13 protein-coding genes are annotated in these 16510 nt (G+C 59.1%); 5 read left to right on the top strand and 8 right to left on the bottom strand.

Going from position 1 to position 16510, the window contains the following annotated elements:
* Positions 1-28: 28 nt before the first annotated feature.
* The 4 genes from P8Z34_05945 to P8Z34_05960 all read right to left on the bottom strand — a co-directional run bounded on the left by P8Z34_05945 (position 29) and on the right by P8Z34_05960 (position 3478).
* Positions 29-760, bottom strand: a complete 732-nt coding sequence (locus tag P8Z34_05945) for an SCO1664 family protein (GenBank protein ID MEJ2550208.1) — start codon at positions 758-760, stop codon at positions 29-31.
* A 68-nt stretch (positions 761-828) separates the two neighbouring features.
* The gene (locus P8Z34_05950; protein ID MEJ2550209.1) at positions 829-1356 is read right to left on the bottom strand and encodes a DUF3090 domain-containing protein; all 528 of its coding nucleotides are present in this window, start codon (positions 1354-1356) and stop codon (positions 829-831) included.
* Between the two features lie 64 nt (positions 1357-1420).
* A complete protein-coding gene (locus P8Z34_05955; protein ID MEJ2550210.1) occupies positions 1421-2044 on the bottom strand; it encodes a histidine phosphatase family protein in 624 nt (207 codons plus the stop codon).
* A gap of 9 nt (positions 2045-2053) precedes the next feature.
* A complete protein-coding gene (locus P8Z34_05960) occupies positions 2054-3478 on the bottom strand; it encodes an AAA family ATPase (GenBank protein MEJ2550211.1) in 1425 nt (474 codons plus the stop codon).
* A 241-nt stretch (positions 3479-3719) separates the two neighbouring features.
* Here P8Z34_05960 and P8Z34_05965 point away from each other — a divergent pair, with 241 nt between their 5' ends.
* From P8Z34_05965 to rsgA, 3 genes are read left to right on the top strand one after another with little or no spacing between them, the layout of a single operon-like run.
* The gene (locus P8Z34_05965) at positions 3720-4403 is read left to right on the top strand and encodes a Maf family protein (protein ID MEJ2550212.1); all 684 of its coding nucleotides are present in this window, start codon (positions 3720-3722) and stop codon (positions 4401-4403) included.
* A complete protein-coding gene (locus P8Z34_05970; protein ID MEJ2550213.1) occupies positions 4400-6703 on the top strand; it encodes a penicillin-binding transpeptidase domain-containing protein in 2304 nt (767 codons plus the stop codon). Before P8Z34_05965 ends, P8Z34_05970 begins: the two co-directional genes overlap by 4 nt.
* Positions 6704-6717: 14 nt before the next feature.
* Complete coding sequence (gene rsgA / locus P8Z34_05975) at positions 6718-7632, top strand: ribosome small subunit-dependent GTPase A (GenBank protein ID MEJ2550214.1); 915 nt, start codon at positions 6718-6720, stop codon at positions 7630-7632.
* A 132-nt stretch (positions 7633-7764) separates the two neighbouring features.
* On the opposite strand, the gene coaE is transcribed toward rsgA, so the two are convergent.
* Both coaE and P8Z34_05985 read right to left on the bottom strand, forming a co-directional pair.
* Positions 7765-8781, bottom strand: a complete 1017-nt coding sequence (gene coaE / locus P8Z34_05980; GenBank protein ID MEJ2550215.1) for a dephospho-CoA kinase — start codon at positions 8779-8781, stop codon at positions 7765-7767.
* 70 nt (positions 8782-8851) lie between these two features.
* Complete coding sequence (locus tag P8Z34_05985; protein MEJ2550216.1) at positions 8852-10957, bottom strand: hypothetical protein; 2106 nt, start codon at positions 10955-10957, stop codon at positions 8852-8854.
* Between the two features lie 250 nt (positions 10958-11207).
* Between P8Z34_05985 and P8Z34_05990 the strand changes: the two genes are divergently transcribed.
* Both P8Z34_05990 and P8Z34_05995 read left to right on the top strand, forming a co-directional pair.
* The gene (locus P8Z34_05990) at positions 11208-12230 is read left to right on the top strand and encodes a GNAT family N-acetyltransferase (protein MEJ2550217.1); all 1023 of its coding nucleotides are present in this window, start codon (positions 11208-11210) and stop codon (positions 12228-12230) included.
* Between the two features lie 21 nt (positions 12231-12251).
* Positions 12252-13178 (top strand): DMT family transporter, encoded by a 927-nt coding sequence (locus P8Z34_05995; protein ID MEJ2550218.1) that lies wholly within the window; start codon positions 12252-12254, stop codon positions 13176-13178.
* 74 nt (positions 13179-13252) lie between these two features.
* Here the strand turns inward: P8Z34_05995 and P8Z34_06000 are convergent, their stop codons facing one another.
* Both P8Z34_06000 and P8Z34_06005 read right to left on the bottom strand, forming a co-directional pair.
* Entirely contained in the window at positions 13253-14194 is a 942-nt protein-coding gene (locus P8Z34_06000; protein ID MEJ2550219.1) for a protein phosphatase 2C domain-containing protein, read from the bottom strand.
* Positions 14191-16077: an FHA domain-containing protein gene (locus P8Z34_06005; GenBank protein ID MEJ2550220.1), complete on the bottom strand. Its 1887-nt coding sequence runs from the start codon at positions 16075-16077 to the stop codon at positions 14191-14193. Before P8Z34_06005 ends, P8Z34_06000 begins: the two co-directional genes overlap by 4 nt.
* Between the last annotated feature and the right edge of the window lie 433 nt (positions 16078-16510).

Consider the following 16510-nt stretch of genomic DNA (forward strand, 5'->3'; position numbering starts at 1 on the left):
GATCAACTGCGTCGTTAATTGCGAAGGATTATACCAGTGGGTACGGGTAAGGCCGCCCCGGGCCGGGCTTGGGGAAGCGCCGGGCCACGAGCAATTTCCTGGCACGATCTTTTAGCGCCTGGATTTCGTCTTCAGAAAGCAGTTCCTCGTAGGCGGTGTACAACTCCCCAGCCTCATCCAGACGCTGCAGAAACGCCTTCACGTCGGCGAGAAGTTCCTGCGGGATGGGTTCGTCGACGAAGTCCCACACCACGGTGCGCAGCTTGTAGTCCTGGTGGAAGCACACGCCGTGATCGATCAAGTGGATGTGTCCATCCGGCGCCAGGAGAACATGGCCGCCTTTACGATCGGCGTTGTTGATCAGAAAATCGAAGACGACGGCCGGGCGCAGCCGTTGTTTCTCCATCTCGCTGAAACTGAAGTAGTGACGTTCCGGGTCGGCGTCGATGAACAACTGCAGGGAGCCCGATCCGGCAGGGCCATCCCGGCGGAGCACCGTCGGGGGAACGAGATTCCACCCCAGCGCGTTACTGGTGATGAAAGCTGCAACTTCGCGTGCGGCGAGTGTCCCGCGCGGGAAGTCCCACAACGGTCGCTCCCCCTGGGATGGTTTATACACGGCCGGTAGCGTTTCTTGATCGCAGGTCACCTGGGCGAGGAAGGTGTAATTCGAACTCCAGGTGAATTGACCGACGACCTCGATCTCACCGAAGGTGAGATCGTGCAGCACTTTCTGGAGTTCCGTATCCGTTGGAATCATCGTCTTCCACTTCGACATCAATAGCAGCGCATACTTACTGCTGAATTCAGGATGGGTTCCCGGAAACGTTAGTGTTTGTGGCCGTTGCGTTTGGGGCAGAAGTGGCCCTCGGGATCGATGGGTTGACCGCAGTTTCCGCAAATCGGGCGTCCGCGGCTGGCGACTTCCAGTCCCCAGGCGCACATACTGCGGAGTTGCGATCGTGTGCACCAGAATCGCGCGACGTCGCCCGCATCGAGGTCTTCGCCTTCGGCTTCTATCTCGCGCGCTACGAGCACTAAAAGATCGTTGTCTTCATCGTATCCCAAGCCCATGTGTCCGACACGAAAGGCGGGATCGATCGGTTTTTCGAGCTCCATTTCATCTTCGACGAAGGCCGCTTCCGCGTTCGAGAGATCCGGGAATCGTTCGTCGAGATCGGCGAGAAATTGTTCCAGTCCGATCGCCAACGACTGCACCTGCTGCTTTTCAACGATCAGGGTGATTAATTCCTCACCTTTGCTTGCCTGGATATAGAACACGCGTTGGCCCACGGGGCCAATGGCCCCGGTCGTGATTCGAGTTACCGGCTTCAGATCGTATTCCTTGGATGTCATCCGGACTCCAGCAACGATGTCTCCTTTGAAACCATCGCTTTTTCCCAGTGCTACAGGAAGTATATCATCCTCGCTCGGCCGCCAAGGTGGCGCGCCGGTCGTTCAGACCGACGAGGCGTACGTGAGCGCCGTGGACCTGGAGAATGCTGATGGAAGCTGGTGAAATCGTCAGCCGTTGAAAAAGGTCGAGCGGCAGGCCGATGTAATGTGCGAGGGCGAGCTTGATCGGATCGGAGTGGAAGATGCAGGCGATGACCGCCTTGGGCGTCCCGTATTGAGCGCGCAGCGTCTCCAGTTCGGAGACGATGCGGGCCTGGGCCTCGGGGAAGGATTCGCCCTCGGGAAAACGCGCCAATGAGGGGATGCTCTGTATGATCCGCCACAGCTTCCGCCGGTATAGCCTTTTCAGCGAAGCGCCTTGCCATTTCCCGTAATGAATCTCCCCCAGGTTTTCTCTGACGATGACATCCTTTTTCTTTGCTGCGGCTAGCGGTGCGGCGGTTTCCAACGCCCGTTCGAGCGGACTGGAAAAGATCGCCCGCAGTCTGACGGGTCTCAACACTTCCGCCAGGGCTTCCGCTTGCAGCTTACCGCGCGCATTCAGGTGTACGTCGGGAAGCCGGCCGGCGAGTTTCCCTGTTTTTACAAAGTCGTTCTCGGCGTGCCGGATGAGCAGGATGGTGGTCATACGCGTCGCTCAGCGTTTTTGATCGCCACGGCGGGTGAGGTCTCGTTTGATAGTTTGGATTTCGCGTTCTTGCGGCTCGGGAAGGGACTCGACCTGCTCGATGCCCAGCGCTTTACGCTGCGCCTCGCGCCAGCGCGCCAGCCTGTTTTCGACTTCCGTTTCGTACCCCTGATCGGAAGGTTCGTAGAACACCGTTCCCAGGAGCTCGTCGGGCAAATACTGCTGGCCAATGTGGTGGGCGGGAAATTCGTGCGGGTACTGGTATCCTTCGCCGTGCCCCAGTGCTTTTGCGTCGCGATTGGCGTCCTGGAGATGTTTGGGCACATCAACGATGCCCCTTTCTTCGACCAATTTGTACGCTTTGAAGTAGGAGACCGCACTGTTCGATTTGGACGCCGTGGCGAGGTAGAGCGTGGCCTCCACGATGGGGTACACCCCTTCGGGCAGACCGACGAATTCGAAGGACTGCAGCGCCGCAGCAGCGACGACCAATCCCATCGGATCGGCCAATCCGATGTCCTCGGAAGCCAGGATCAGCAGTCGGCGCAGGATGAAGCGCGGATCCTCGCCGGCGTAGAGCATCTTGGCCAGCCAGTAGAGCGCGGCATCGGGATCCGACCCGCGCACGGATTTGATGAAGGCAGAGATGGTGTCGTAATGTGCGTCTCCGTCCTTGTCGTAGAGAATGGCCCGGCGTTGGATCGATTCCTGCGCTACGTCGAGGTCGATGTGAATCGTGCCGCTTTTATTGGGCGGGGTGGTTTCGACGGCGAGTTCGAGGGCGTTGAGGGCATTGCGCGCGTCGCCGCCCGCGACGTGAATGAGATGTGCCAGTGCATCCTCGTCGATCTTGATCGATCTGTCGCCGTAACCGCGTTCTTTGTCGTGCAGCGCGTGCTCGATGACCCGGCGTAAATCGTCGTCGTCGAGCGGCCGCAGTTGGAAGATGCGCGAGCGCGAGACCAGCGCACCGATGACTTCGAAATACGGGTTCTCCGTGGTCGCCCCGATCAGCGTGATGGTGCCGTTCTCGACGTGGGGCAGCAGGGCGTCTTGCTGCGCTTTGTTCCAGCGGTGGACTTCGTCGACGAAGAGGATGGTGCGTTTGTTGTACAGTTTGCGCCGTTCCTGGGCTTCGTGGATCACGCGCCGCAGTTCCGGTTTCCCGGCCAACACGGCTGACATGGTCTCGAAGTGGGATTGCGTCGTGTTGGCGATGATCATCGCCAGAGTCGTTTTTCCGGTGCCCGGCGGGCCCCACAGAATGATCGAGGCGAAGAGGCGATCGGCTTGAATCGCGCGGCGCAGCAAACATCCCTCGCCGACGATTTCCTCCTGTCCGACGAATTCATCCAAATTGCGCGGCCGAACACGCGCTGCCAGGGGCGCTTCGTGCATCAAACGTTCACTCAAGGCGTGATCGAAGAGGTCCATCGGTTATTCGATATTGTACCAACGAGTCGCCCTGCATGAGGCTTTTTCTATCAGAATTGCATCGGGCTTTCCCTATGTGTATCTGATGAAGTTGATGACGGCCAGTAGGGCATTGCGTTTGGGCTGCATGGGTGCTGGACTCCGAGTTAAGCAGGCTATGTTAGAATGTCCCCTCGATGGACACTTGCACTGCGCACGGGATGAAATCAAGCTGCTGTGCGTAATCGGGAGTACGATCGCAGTGACAGGGAAGGAAACGGAAAGACAGGCGTTCACGCTGGCCTCGGCCTCTCCGAGAAGACGGGATTTGATGGGACTGACCGGATGGGACGTACGCGTTATTTCCACCGACGTGAACGAGCGTACGAAATCCGGCGAGGACGCCCAGGCATTGGCCCGCCGCCTGGCGGAGGCGAAAGCCAGAAGTGCGCTGGAGCGGTCGAACCCGGAGGGCATCCTGCTCGCCGCGGACACGGTCGTGGAATACGAGGGCCGGCTGCTGGGCAAACCGGGTGACGAGCGAGATGCGCTGCGCATGCTGACGGAACTGCGCGGGCGGAATCACACCGTCGTGACGGCGCTGGCGATCAGCCAACCCGGTAACGGATCGGTAGAAATCGAAGCCTGCAAGACGTCCGTCCCGATGCGGGAATACGCTACGGAGGAACTGCGTGCGTATGTCGCCTCCGGACGTGCCTTCGATAAAGCCGGCGGATACGGAATACAGGACGAGGATTTCCATCCGGTCGATGTGGATCGATTGGCCGGCTGCTTTGCCAACGTGATGGGTTTGCCATTGTGTCATCTCGTGCGCGCCGCGCGACGAATGGGAGTCGAGCCGCCGATAGACGTTCCGGCGGCATGCCAGGCGTATACCAGCTATACTTGTCCGGTGTACGCGGAGATATTGAGGGACGCATCGTGAAACGACTATCGATTGTCTTTCTCTTTGCACTCGCGCTTTCTGCTTGTACGGGTTCGAACGGCACGCCGAATCAAGACGGAGGAGAAGGGCTGCCCAGCCCACAGGTGACCACGCTGGCAGCCCCGAACCCGGATGAGATGGCGGTCCGATTTCTGGATGCGTGGAAAGACATGGACTACGACACCATGTACGCACTCCTGAGCTCGTTGACCCGGGATGGATTGTCCCAAGACGATTTCGTCGAGCGCTATGAGTACGTGCGCACCACGGCGAACATCATCAGCCTCGATTACCAGATCGTTTCGAGCCTGGTGATCAGCCCCCAGGCCGCCGAGGTGCGCTACCGTCTGACGCTGACCAGCGGAGTCGTCGGGGACATCGTGCGCGAGACGCGCATGGACCTGAAGCGCGAAGGCGCGGACTGGCGTGTGGCCTGGACGGAGGGCATGATCCTGCCCGAACTGGAGGGCGGCAACCGTTTGCGTATGACCACGCTGACTTCGACGCGGGCCAACATCTACGACCGCAACGGCCTGGCGCTGGCTTCCGAGGCGACGGCCGATGAACCCAACGTGGCCGCTTTGTGGCTGCAGCCCGATTTGATCGGCGACGCGGATTCGGAAGACGCCATGCTCTCGGCGCTGCGGCGCATGTTCGGGCTGCCGGACAGCGATCCGATCGTCCAGCGCTATGCGCCCATCCGTTACACGAATTACTTCACCATGTTGGGAACGGTGCCCTACAGCACGTACGAAAATTACGGCGGATTGATCGCCAACCTGGATGCAGTCAAGGTGCGCTTGTACGGCGCCCGCTACTACTTTGGAGAAGGGCTCACGCCTTTTGCGGGCGCGGCCGCACCGCACGCCGTTGGATACGTCAGCCAGATTCAGGAAAGTGAATTGGAGGAACTCCGGGCGCGGGGTTACGCGGGGGACGAGTTCGTCGGCCGCACCGGGATCGAGGCGGTCTACGAAGACGAACTGCGCGGCGTGCCGGGCGGCACGCTGTATCTCACCGACCCGCAGGGCGAAATCACGGAAGCGCTCGCCTCGCGCGAGGTAGAGCTACCCTATGCAGTGTACACCACCCTGGATCGCGATCTGCAGTTGGCGGCGCAGGAAGCCTTCGGCGAGTTTGCCGGAGCGATCGTGGTGCTCGAACGCGACTCGGGCGCCGTGCTGGCGATGACCTCTTCGCCGGGTTTCGACTCCAATCTATTCGACTACGAAAATCCGAACGCGCAGTTCGGCAACGCGCTTCCGATGTTGAGCGAAAGCCCGCTGCAGCCCTATACCAATCGCGCCACGAACGGCACCTACCCGCCGGGCTCGACGTTCAAGATCGTCACCTTGGCGGCGGCGCTCGAATCCGGAGAGTACACCGCCAGTACGATGTACGACTGTCAATTGGAGTTCCTGGAGCTTTACGAGCGGACCGGAAGACCGGAAGATATCTTGCACGACTGGCGCTACGACAGGGATTGGCCTCCCGCCGGGAAGATCAACCTGGTCCAGGGCCTGGAATACTCCTGTAACCCGTACTTCTGGCACATCGGGCTCGATCTTTTCGACAAAGGAATGCCCACTGCCATTCCCGATATGGCTGCGGCGTTTGGATTGGGACAAGAGACCGGCATCGAGATCGGCGACGCTGCGGGCCTGGTGCCCAACCCGGAATGGAAACTGGCTGAAGTCGGCACGGGTTGGGAGATGCACGATCCAGTACAGCTCGCCATCGGCCAGGGGGCGATGCTGGTCACACCGCTGCAAATGGCGCGTTTGGTGGCTGCGGTGGGAAACGGCGGTACGCTGTACCGGCCGAGCCTGGTGCTGCGCGTCGAGAACGCCGACGGGGACGTGCGCTACGAGTTTGCTCCCGAGGCGCAGAGCGAACTGCCTGTGAGCCCGGAGAATCTGGCGGTCATCCAGCAGGCCATGACCAACGTGGTGCGCGTGACCACGGCCACGGCCTACCGCAAGTTCCTCGGCCTGAGCGTCAACATCGCCGGCAAAACCGGCACGGCAACCACGGCGGGCGAGGGCGACAACCCGCACGCCTGGTTCGTCGGATACACATTCGAGGGGCGCGAAGATAAACCGGACATCGCCATCGCTGTCGTGCTCGATTACCGGGGCGAAGGCTCGGATTGGGCGGCGCCGGTGTTCCGCAGAATCGTGGAAACTTATTTCCGCGGCCAGGCGCAGTCGCTCTACCCCTGGGAGGCGCGCATCGGTGTGCCCAAGACGGCAACGCCGGAACCGGAAGAGGGGGAAGCAACGGCCACACCCGAACCTTAACCAAAGGCGAACCCGTGACTGAAGAACGCAAAATGCCCGGCCTGATCGTACGTGCGCAATCCGGTTTCTTTCACGTCGAAACGGACGAAGGCATTGTCGTGGCGGAACTGCGCGGCCGCTTGACGAAAGAACGCATGGAGACCGACGCCGCCGCATTGGGCGATCAGGTCTGGGTTCAGGTGCATGCGGACGGCACGGCAACGATCGAAGCGGTCGAGGAGCGCCGGCGTGTGCTATCGCGGCGATCCCCGGGCAAGATCGAAGTGGAGCAGGTGATCGTGGCCAATCCGGATCAGTTGATCTTCGTCTTCGCCTGCGCCGATCCGGACCCCAATTTCCGCATGCTGGATCGCCTCCTGGTCGTCGCCGAGCGCGAAGGAATCCCGGCAATCGTCTGCGCCAACAAGATCGACCTGGTCACGCGCCGCAGCGCCAGAGCGGAATTCGGGGAATACAAACATCTTGGCTACCGCGTGATCTACACCTCGGCGTTATACGGAAAGGGTATACGCGGTCTGCGCAAGATACTGCGCGGGAAAATCTCCGTTTTCGCAGGTCCTTCGGGCGCCGGAAAAACCAGTTTGTTGAACGCCGTACAGCCCGGGCTTGACCTGGAGACCAAGGAAATCAGTGAAGCGACGCGGAAGGGACAGCATTCGACCGTCGTGCCCAAGCTAATTCCGCTCCGGCGCGGGGGCTACATCGCCGACACGCCGGGCTTGAAGGCCTTCGCCTTGTGGGACATCGAGCCCGAAGAAGTGGACGCTTATTTCCCGGAGATGCGCCAACTTGTGGCGGAATGCGATTTCAGCGACTGTACCCACGAGCACGAGCCCGGATGCGCGGTCATCGCCGCCGTGGAAGCGGGAAAGATCAGCCCGGAGCGCTACGATTCCTACTTACGTATCCGCCATGGGGAAGTGGAGTAAAGACTTCCGAGGGGACCGCGCTGCGGATCGACAAATCCTCACAGCAATAAATATTGCATAGAATTGATAACTAACAGCGGAAATTGTCTTCCATGACCCGATCGGAGGATCGTGTTCTGAGAAAGGAGCGATTTACAGCGGCCGCAGGATGCGGTCCTCGCGCAGACGCTTGAACCACAGCGAAGCGCCGCGAGGCATGGTTTCGATGGCAGCCTCCTGCCAGGCGCGGACGCCGAGGCCTTGAATGGTCTGGGGTTTATAACCCACGGCCCGCCAGGCACCGACGTGCTGCGCCAAATAGGGAGGCAGGAACAGCAGGGAAGCTTCGCTCTGCAGTTCAATCGAGGCTTCTTCGACCGCCTGCATCAATGCGGGGATCACTTCTTCGACGGCCAAACCTTGCTCGAAATATAGCTCGTCGATGCGGGTGACCAGATTCTCGACCTGCCAGCCGGTCACGCCCGCAAGGCGGCTGTCTTGTTCGATCAACAGGTACGCTTTTTCCCCAAAAGCCGCCATGACTTCCGCACGCGACATGCGCCGTTTTCCGTGCGTGGCGTGGGTAATGAAGCGGCCGATTTCGTCGGCGTCTTTGGGCCGGCCGCGGCGCACGATGTACTCGCCGGGGCGGGATACTTCGGGCTCCGGCAGCAGCGGTTCTTCGGGCTGCGGCAGCGATGCCCAGGCGTCCTGTACCTGATCCCAGGTGTCTTCGAAAGAGCCGTTGTTGGTGATGACGATCTTCGCGGACTGGAGTTTCAGCGCCTGCGGGAGCTGCGAGGCAACGCGCTGTTTGGCCATCGTTTCGCTCATGTTGCGTTTTTGGATCAGTCTCGCGACCTGGAGTTTTTCGGTCGCATCCACGACCCAGATGGTATCGCAGCCTGCAGCCAGGTCCGTTTCGAGCAATTTAATGGCTTCGATCACTACGACGCTGTGTTTCGAGCGGCGGATGAGAATATCAATGGCATGGGTGACCAGGGGTTGAACGATGGCCTCCAGTCGTTCCAGCGCTTTCGGGTCGGAGAAGACGACTTTTGCCAGCTTGGCTCGGTCGATTTGCCCCTCGCCGTCCAGCACCCATTCGCTTTTACCGGTGGCGATATTGCCGGTGAGGCCGATGACGTATTTTCCGGGCCAGCGACTCAAAGGCGGAACTCCTTTGATACATTAACGTGCTTCATTCTAACCTTGCGTGTATTGGATGTCAAAGGCCACATCATCGATTCGGCGATGCGTGGTACACATGGCTCCCGATTGCAAGGTAAATATCGTTCGGTGGACCGAGCGTGAAGGCAGAGATTTCGCCTTCAAAGGGCTCCGTTGGCAGGTATTTTCCCTGATAGACCAACCGCATGCTGAAGTGCAGTACGCTGTTACTGAAGATGTCGAGGAAATACAGCGACGGCTCCGGGGGCGGCGAATAGTCGATCTTTGCCGCGATGGCGCCGGGAATTTGCGGTGCCGCCTCGTGCCCCGGTCTATCGTCTTGGAATTGCGGATTCTGCTCGCATTCCACGCGTATGCGGTTCGTTTCCTCGAAGCGCCGGCAGCGGTCGATGCGGCCGTCGGCATAGAGGATGAACAACTCGTCCCCGGCCATGGCCATGTCGATCGACCCGCCGAGATCACGCACGTCTTCCACGAAGAACAATTCCGGCGTGCCGCTGAACAGGCCTCCGGTCGCGTTGTAGATCCAGACGGAATTCTTGAGCGGATCGAGTACGTACAACGTGTCTTCGAGAACGTCTATGGCGCGGATTCGTCCCCAGCCGATGTCCGGTGGCGAAAGTTGTGCGATCGCCGGCTGGCGTTCCGGCGCGCAGTACAGCAGCGTGCCGTCCATATCGATGGCCACGACGCCTTCCGCGCCCAGCGCACCCGGCTCGGGTTGAACGACGATGTCCACGATCGGGTCGAGATCGGCGTATTGGGTGCTCGAGTTGAGGCAATCGAACGCGGGGTCGATCTTGTATCCCCGTTCCGGCGTGCCCCAGGCGTGCCACATAATCTCGTGTTCCGAATCCAGGACGTAGATATCGGTTTCGGAAGCCGCCAATGCGGTGATGTTCGTGTCGCTGCCGAATCCGCCGCTCACCATGGGTTTGAATTCGAGGCGGCCGATCAAATCAAGCGCATCCAGCGCCTCGACGGTCTTCTGCCACAACGTATCGGCCTCTTTATTCCAATCGTAGTCCTTTGCCAGTTCCAGGAAATGGCGTGCCGCATCCCAATCGCCCCGGGCCGCCTCTGCGCTCGGTTTCATCTCTGCGATCTGAACCGCTGCTTCGGCCTGATACAGATATTCTTCGAATTGCTGCGAGCGGCCGCGTCCGAAGTAGGCGACGGCCGCGATGGCCACCACAACCAGCGGGACGCCCACGGCGGTTCCGATGAGAAAACGGGTGGATAATTCACCGGGCGCCGGCGGTTCTACGAGACCCGGCATCATACCGGTGAGCAGATTGGCAAAACGGTGACGCAGGGAAATCAGACCGTCGGAAATCTGTTCCCGCACATCATCGAACGTTTTCGCGAACTGGCTGCGCGCCGGCCTTGCGGCGCGGCGGTGAGCTGCGGTTTGTGGGCCGGTACGTGGTTGTGCATATTCACCTTGCAGCTCGTTCCTCGTGTTTGCGGCCGGCTCCTGTTGGGCGATTTTCCTTTCACCCCGCACGACCAGGCGTGCAAGCACGCCGGTAAGATCGTCGTTGCTTGCGGCCACCAGACGATCGATCGCCTGTACCGGATCGACGGACGAGAGACCGGATAACGTCGTGTCCGACCAGATGGGGGGCGCAGCCGTGGTAAGAATGAAAAGATCGTTCGGCTGAACCTCGAGGTGATGGTAGCGCACGTAAGGCGAGATGGAGGCGCCCAACGGTCGTCTGCTTGCCTCTTCGGAAGTCAATCGAAGCACTCGCCCGGGACGTACGAGTACCGCCTGTCCGGTTCCCGCCTGCGCGATGTACAGATCTCCGAGGTGAAGCGCGCCGGCCAAAAAATGACAGCGGATGGGCTCGCTGACCTCTTCATCTTGATTCAGGTCGGTGAGGTGATCGTTGATGGTCTCCACGGCCTCGCGCAATGCGGAGGTCACCGAACCCGGCGTGCCGAAGTAGGCGTCCAAAGCAAGACGCGTGAGGTGGTCGATGAATCCGGATGGGGGGCTGCTGCCATCGGAAAACCGCAAGGTGACGAAGAGCATGTCCTCCTTGCGCCCGCGCGCTGCCCGCCGCGGCGCGGTCTGTGCGGCCGTGCCGGGTGGCGGTGTGATTCTGACACCGCCACCTGCGATATGGAGTAAGGCTACATCTGCTTCCAAGGTTTCACTCTCTTGTGTATTTTACAGAATCGCCGCCAATGAGCAACTCTCGGTCTCTGATGGTGCAAGAAGCTTGCCTGGACTGGTAGAATGATACGATAATCAGCTCGTCCCTCGAACGTTGCACGGTTGCGTATGTCGACTGAACTTACTTCCCACACACCGTTCCAGCGCCATGTATTACGTTGGAACGCCGTGGCGAAGATTGTGGATGGGGAAATTGTAAGGCTGGTTTGCGAAAGGAAACAAGATGCGGATCTCTTTTGTGCGCGACGATGAGACCTTCGATTCCCGCTCCGGGCTCTGGAACCAACTGCTCGCGAAGTCCATCACGAACGTGCCCTTCCTGCGCCACGAATTCCTGCGTGCCTGGTGGACGGACATGGGCGGCGGCGAGTGGGAATCCGGGGATCTGTGGATCGCAGAAGGTAGAGATGCGCAGGACGATCTGATCGGGATCGCGCCGATTTTCCTTTCCTCCGTAGATGGTCGACGCACGTTGATGTTCATCGGTTCGCACGAGATCGCGGATTATCTGGATTTTATAACGTCCATCGAAAATTGCGAATCGTTTCTCCTGGCATTCTGCGAATCGCTGGTTGCAGACGGTCCCGAAGGTTGGGAAATCCTGGATCTGTATAACATCCCCGAAGGCTCGCCCAGTCTGGCGGCGCTGGAGAAACTCGCCGCGGAACGCGACTGGCAGGTCAAACGGGAGATAACCGCCCCCTGTCCGTGGGTAAGCCTGAACGGTGGTTGGGAGGATTATCTATCCCGTTTGGACTCGAAACAAAGGCACGAACTGCGGCGCAAGATGCGCCGGGCAGCGAAACATCTCCCCAGTGTCACCTGGGAGGTAGTGAAACCCGAAGACGATATCGAACGCGCGACGGATACCTTTTTGGGGCTGATGGCCAAAGATCCCCAAAAGGCGGATTTTCTATCCCGGGCGATGCAGACGCAATTCCATCGGCTGACCCGCAGCGCCCACGAAGCAGGTTGGCTGCACCTTTCGTTTCTGAAAGTCGGCGAGCAATTTGCCGCGGGGTACCTGAATTTCGATTATGCAAACCGAATCTGGATTTACAATTCCGGCATAGATTTGGATTTTCGATCGACTTCACCGGGATGGGTTTTGTTGGGGTACATCATCCGCTGGGCTGCTGAGAATGGCAGGGACGCGGTAGATTTCATGCGCGGTGATGAAGACTACAAGTACCGCCTCGGCGGCGAGGATCGTTCGATCGTACGTTTGACGATCGAACGAAGTTGACCCCCCACCGGGCCTTCGACGATGAAAAGTGCATATCTCGGCTTGACGATAACGGTCGTTCTTTGGGGTGCGTCTTTTGTGGCGACGAAAGTCGCTTTACAGGAGCTCACGCCCGCAGTAATCGCCTTCTTGCGTTTCGCCATGGGCGTGGTCGTCCTCTTTCTGATCCTGATCAAGCGAAACGAGTTGCGGCGCTTCACGCTTCGAGAATTGCCGTCGCTGAGCGTGTTGGGCATATTGGGGATCACCGTTCATCAACTGCTTCAAGCCAATGGCCTGCAGACCGCCTCGGCGACTGCCACCTCGTGGATCGTCGCAACGATTCCGGTGTTCGTCGCTTTGTTGGGCTGGGCTTTTCTCGGTGAAAGGATGTCGGGATCTCGGGTTCTGGGAATCCTGCTTTCCGTCTGCGGTGTGCTCGCCGTTGTCGGAAACGGTGATTTCAAATCCCTGATCCAGGGAGGCTTCGGCACTCCCGGCGATCGCTTGATCGCCATCAGCGCGGTGAACTGGGCAGTCTTCGTCGTTCTCAACAAGCATGTCTTCAAGAAAAGTGAAGCATCGGACTCACGATCGGCCGTGGGGCAGATGTTTGCCATCATGTCCATCGGCTGGATCTTATTAATTCCCTGGGCGATCGCCGACGGTGGGTTGGGGGAATTGGAGCGCGTGAGTCTGCAGGGTTGGCTGGCACTCGCCTTCCTCGGCGTAGGTTGCTCGGGTGTGGCGTACTATCTCTGGTTTAGCGGCTTGGAGCGTATCGACGCCACGCAGGTGGGCGTCTTTCTATACCTGGAGCCAATCGTGACCGTCCTTCTGGCGTGGCAGATCCTGGGGGAGATGATCGGCGCAGCGACAATCATCGGCGGTGCGGCCATCCTCGTGGGGGTTTGGCTGGTCAATCGTAGTCCGGCCCTTCGGCCATCGTACGCCTCGCCCGGCGAATAGCGGTTCATCCGCTGCCCTAGGAATTCCCTTCATAAAGCCGCAACTGCGCCTGGGTTGTCGGAAGTCTCGCAATTTTATGGCCAGGGCCAGATTCCCAGGCTCCAGATGAACGCCAGTCCCAGACCCAGCAGAAAGCCGAATCCCAGCAATGTTACGCCCCACAACATGATTTGTGTGGTCCGGCTGCGTTTTAAGAATCTTCTCCGTGAGTTTTGGGGCACTTCGAGGATCACGATGGTGATGTTGTCGTGTCCTCCTCGTTCTAGCGCCATGTCCGTGAGGTGTTCGACGGCCTGCAGGGGATCGTGTTCGACGAGAACCTGCTGGATCTCCTCATCTTCAACCAGATCCGTCAAACCATCCGTGCACAACAAGAGCATGTCTCCGGCCTGGAGCGTCATGCCCTGGTTGGATTCGGATTGTTTATCGCTTTCGTTGTCCTTCATCCGCAACCGAATGTCGGGCTCGGTTTGAAGCGGGGATCCGATGTAACGTCTCAAAACGTGAGCCTGTGGATGATCGCGCGCCTGTTCGGGTTGGATGATGTCATGATCGATGGCCTCCTGCACCCAGGTGTGATCGATGCTGATTTGCCGGATCGATCCATCGTGCAACAGGTATATGCGGCTGTCCCCGACGGTGGCCGTGTAGAGTCTCGAGCCGATGATCCAGACCGTGACCACGGTCGACCCCATGCCTTGTTGTGCGTCGTTCGTTCGAGCGGCTTTGGCCACGACATCATTGGCTTCCAGGATCGCCTGCTGCAGGCTTAACGTGGGCTGGGTGATGCGTGAGGCCGTCAATCGATTGACGATGGTCTCCACGGTTAAATCTGAAGCGACCTCGCCTGCATTGTGGCCGCCGATCCCGTCGGCAACGATGGCCAGCAGCGCCGGCACGGACGTTCGCTCCATGCGATAAGCCGTTACGGAGAAGCGGTCCTCGTTGTTCGTTCGGGTTTCGCCGGTATGGCTGTGTGCGGCAACGTTGAGGTGAGGTTTATCGGTTGGTATCACGTTTGGCTCCCCTGACTGTGTGTGGCAGTGGATGAATTGGCGGCACTCGGATAAATGCGGATCGTCGCCGGTGGTGCAGACGTGGACTGCAGAAAGCGCAGCTTCACTCGGCCAATGTGGATCAAATCGCCGTGGGATAGTATTCGCCCCTCTTCGGAGACTTCGTCATAATTGACCCAGGTGCCCGCCTCCGATCCTTGATCTTTCAGCAGGTAATTTCCGCCGGCCTGACGTATGAGGCGTGCGTGTAAATTGGATACGGATGGATCCAGCAGCGGTGCCGGAGTCATGCTGGGATCGCGTCCCAGGATGACGTCGACCCCGGTGAGTGGGATGGCATCCATCTCTGTATCATCGCTGTCGAGCAGCACCAGTCGAGCTTCCACTTCCTGTGGGGTTGCCTGCTTCCGGTAGCCGGCACGTTTCAAATGCTGTCTGAGTACAGACGAGTCCTGTTTGGTTTCGGCGGCCGCTGCCGTTTGCGAGTGTGTCCCGCTGAGGATCACAGTGGAGACGGCAATGCCCAAAATCAGGACCACGACAGCCCCGATCACGGGCCCGACTGCGCTGCGCAGTGAACTCAAGCCGCGCGGCGGTGTTTTGACTTCGATGGATACCGGTAGCTCTATGGATACGCCTTGCAGTCCCAGGTTGTCCTCGACGACCGCTTGAATCGTATGCGCCTGGGATTGAAGGTACTCGCTCAGATCCCAATCGAGGTAATCGAAAGGTTCCTGATCGCGAACCGCAACGATCTCACCATCGACGACCAACTGACTTTGTCTCAACGCTCTGGGGTGGCCGTCCGGAAACGTGATCAGCAGCTGCAACGTTCGGGAGGTGGGTGGCAGTTCTTCCAGGGTCAGGTTGGCTTCGCCGGTCTCTCGGGTGATTTGATCCGGAGGTTGGATGAACGCCACGTCCGGGGGCATCACGTTGATCTCGAAGGTCTGGATTTCGGAATAGACCTCGAGGTCGGCGTCGGTGAGGCGAATTTGAACCAGATGACTGCCGGAAGATATGACGTTGGAAGAGTAGGTTAATTTGTATTCCGCACGCTGCGCCAGGATTTTTTCTGCGAGTCCGGAGAGTCCCAGTTTTGGATCGAAGAAGAGGAATTGGCCGCCGGTTGCTTCTGCCAGTTGGCGCAGCGGTTCGGCTTCGGGCTGTTCCATGTTCTCTGCCTGGCCGAACAAGACGGGGTGTATGACGATGCCCGACATGCGCGCTCGAGTGATGATGTTGGAAATCGAGACGTCCTGTGGGATGCGCATCAAGGGTGTCAAAAAAACGACGTGGGTCGGCATGCCCGGATGGGAGGGCGCCTCCAGGGCGATGTCGAGGGCGCGCAGTAGAATGTCGTAGCCGTTACTGCTCTCCTCAAAAGCCGGCGTGAATTCGTCCAGCGTGGCTGCGAGGTCGACCGTCGAGCGCGTGTGCGACACCAGAATTCCCTCGGCCGTGACCAGCCGAAAATCGTCGACGTCGATCACACTCGCTGCCGGCGTCCGCCACCAGGACAGCAGCGCCTGCCTGGCCAATTCGAAACGGGAACGTCCGAGGGAATCACGCACCTTCATGTCCGCCGTCGTGTTGATCACGAAAACCTGACGCGTCCCGACTTGCTCCTCGGTTACGGTGTGATCCAACTGAAGCGCGTCATTTTCAAATACACTGAAGTTCGACGCCGAAAGCCCCGAGATATGCTCCCCGGCGCCATCGGTGACCGTGAGGTAGAGCGTTATCCGGGGGAAGTCGTCCGTGATCGGCCGGGAGACGCGCACGGTCACGTTCTGCTGCGCATGCGTCAGGGAGAACGGCAACATGAAAAGGAAGATGAGAAACGGAACGCACTTCCGTCGTATTGCGGCCGGCTTGGGCATGTGACCATTGTAGCATGTCACTTTGGGTCGGGAACAGGCAGTTTGCAATCGGCTTACAAACCGCGCGCAAGCAGGCACTCAGGTTGTATGATGCTGTTGAAGGAAGCGTTCGAAAGCTCGTGCAAGTAATCAGAGTCGGACGATTTTCGAGGGTGTGACCGGGATTGCGGAGAGAGCCATCATGAACACGAATGAGCGCATGATCCGTTTCGTTTTCGTCAGTGGTTTTCTGGCAGTCTTGGTTGTTGAGGTCTGGCTTCTGGTTCGAGCAGTCGGCATACTCGTGTAGATATTGCAATTATCGGTATATCGTTTGGTTGATGTGTCGGTTTTACAACTTGTGAGAATGTGCTGGTAGTATTTCGTCGGTAGTGTTTAGAGCCTCCCTCTGGCAGACCTTCCCGCTTACCCCCCATAAGCGGGAAGGTCATTT

Source organism: Anaerolineales bacterium (assembly GCA_037382465.1).
Taxonomy (GTDB): Bacteria; Chloroflexota; Anaerolineae; order Anaerolineales; family E44-bin32; genus WVZH01.

Coding starts and splice junctions, on each gene's coding strand:
- P8Z34_05960 (MEJ2550211.1), bottom strand. CDS start 3,478: ATGGACCTCTTCGATCACGCCTTGAGTGAACGTTTGATGCACGAAGCG.
- P8Z34_05955 (MEJ2550210.1), bottom strand. CDS start 2,044: ATGACCACCATCCTGCTCATCCGGCACGCCGAGAACGACTTTGTAAAA.
- P8Z34_05950 (MEJ2550209.1), bottom strand. CDS start 1,356: ATGACATCCAAGGAATACGATCTGAAGCCGGTAACTCGAATCACGACC.
- P8Z34_05995 (MEJ2550218.1), top strand. CDS start 12,252: ATGAAAAGTGCATATCTCGGCTTGACGATAACGGTCGTTCTTTGGGGT.
- P8Z34_05990 (MEJ2550217.1), top strand. CDS start 11,208: ATGCGGATCTCTTTTGTGCGCGACGATGAGACCTTCGATTCCCGCTCC.
- P8Z34_05945 (MEJ2550208.1), bottom strand. CDS start 760: ATGATTCCAACGGATACGGAACTCCAGAAAGTGCTGCACGATCTCACC.
- P8Z34_06005 (MEJ2550220.1), bottom strand. CDS start 16,077: ATGCCCAAGCCGGCCGCAATACGACGGAAGTGCGTTCCGTTTCTCATC.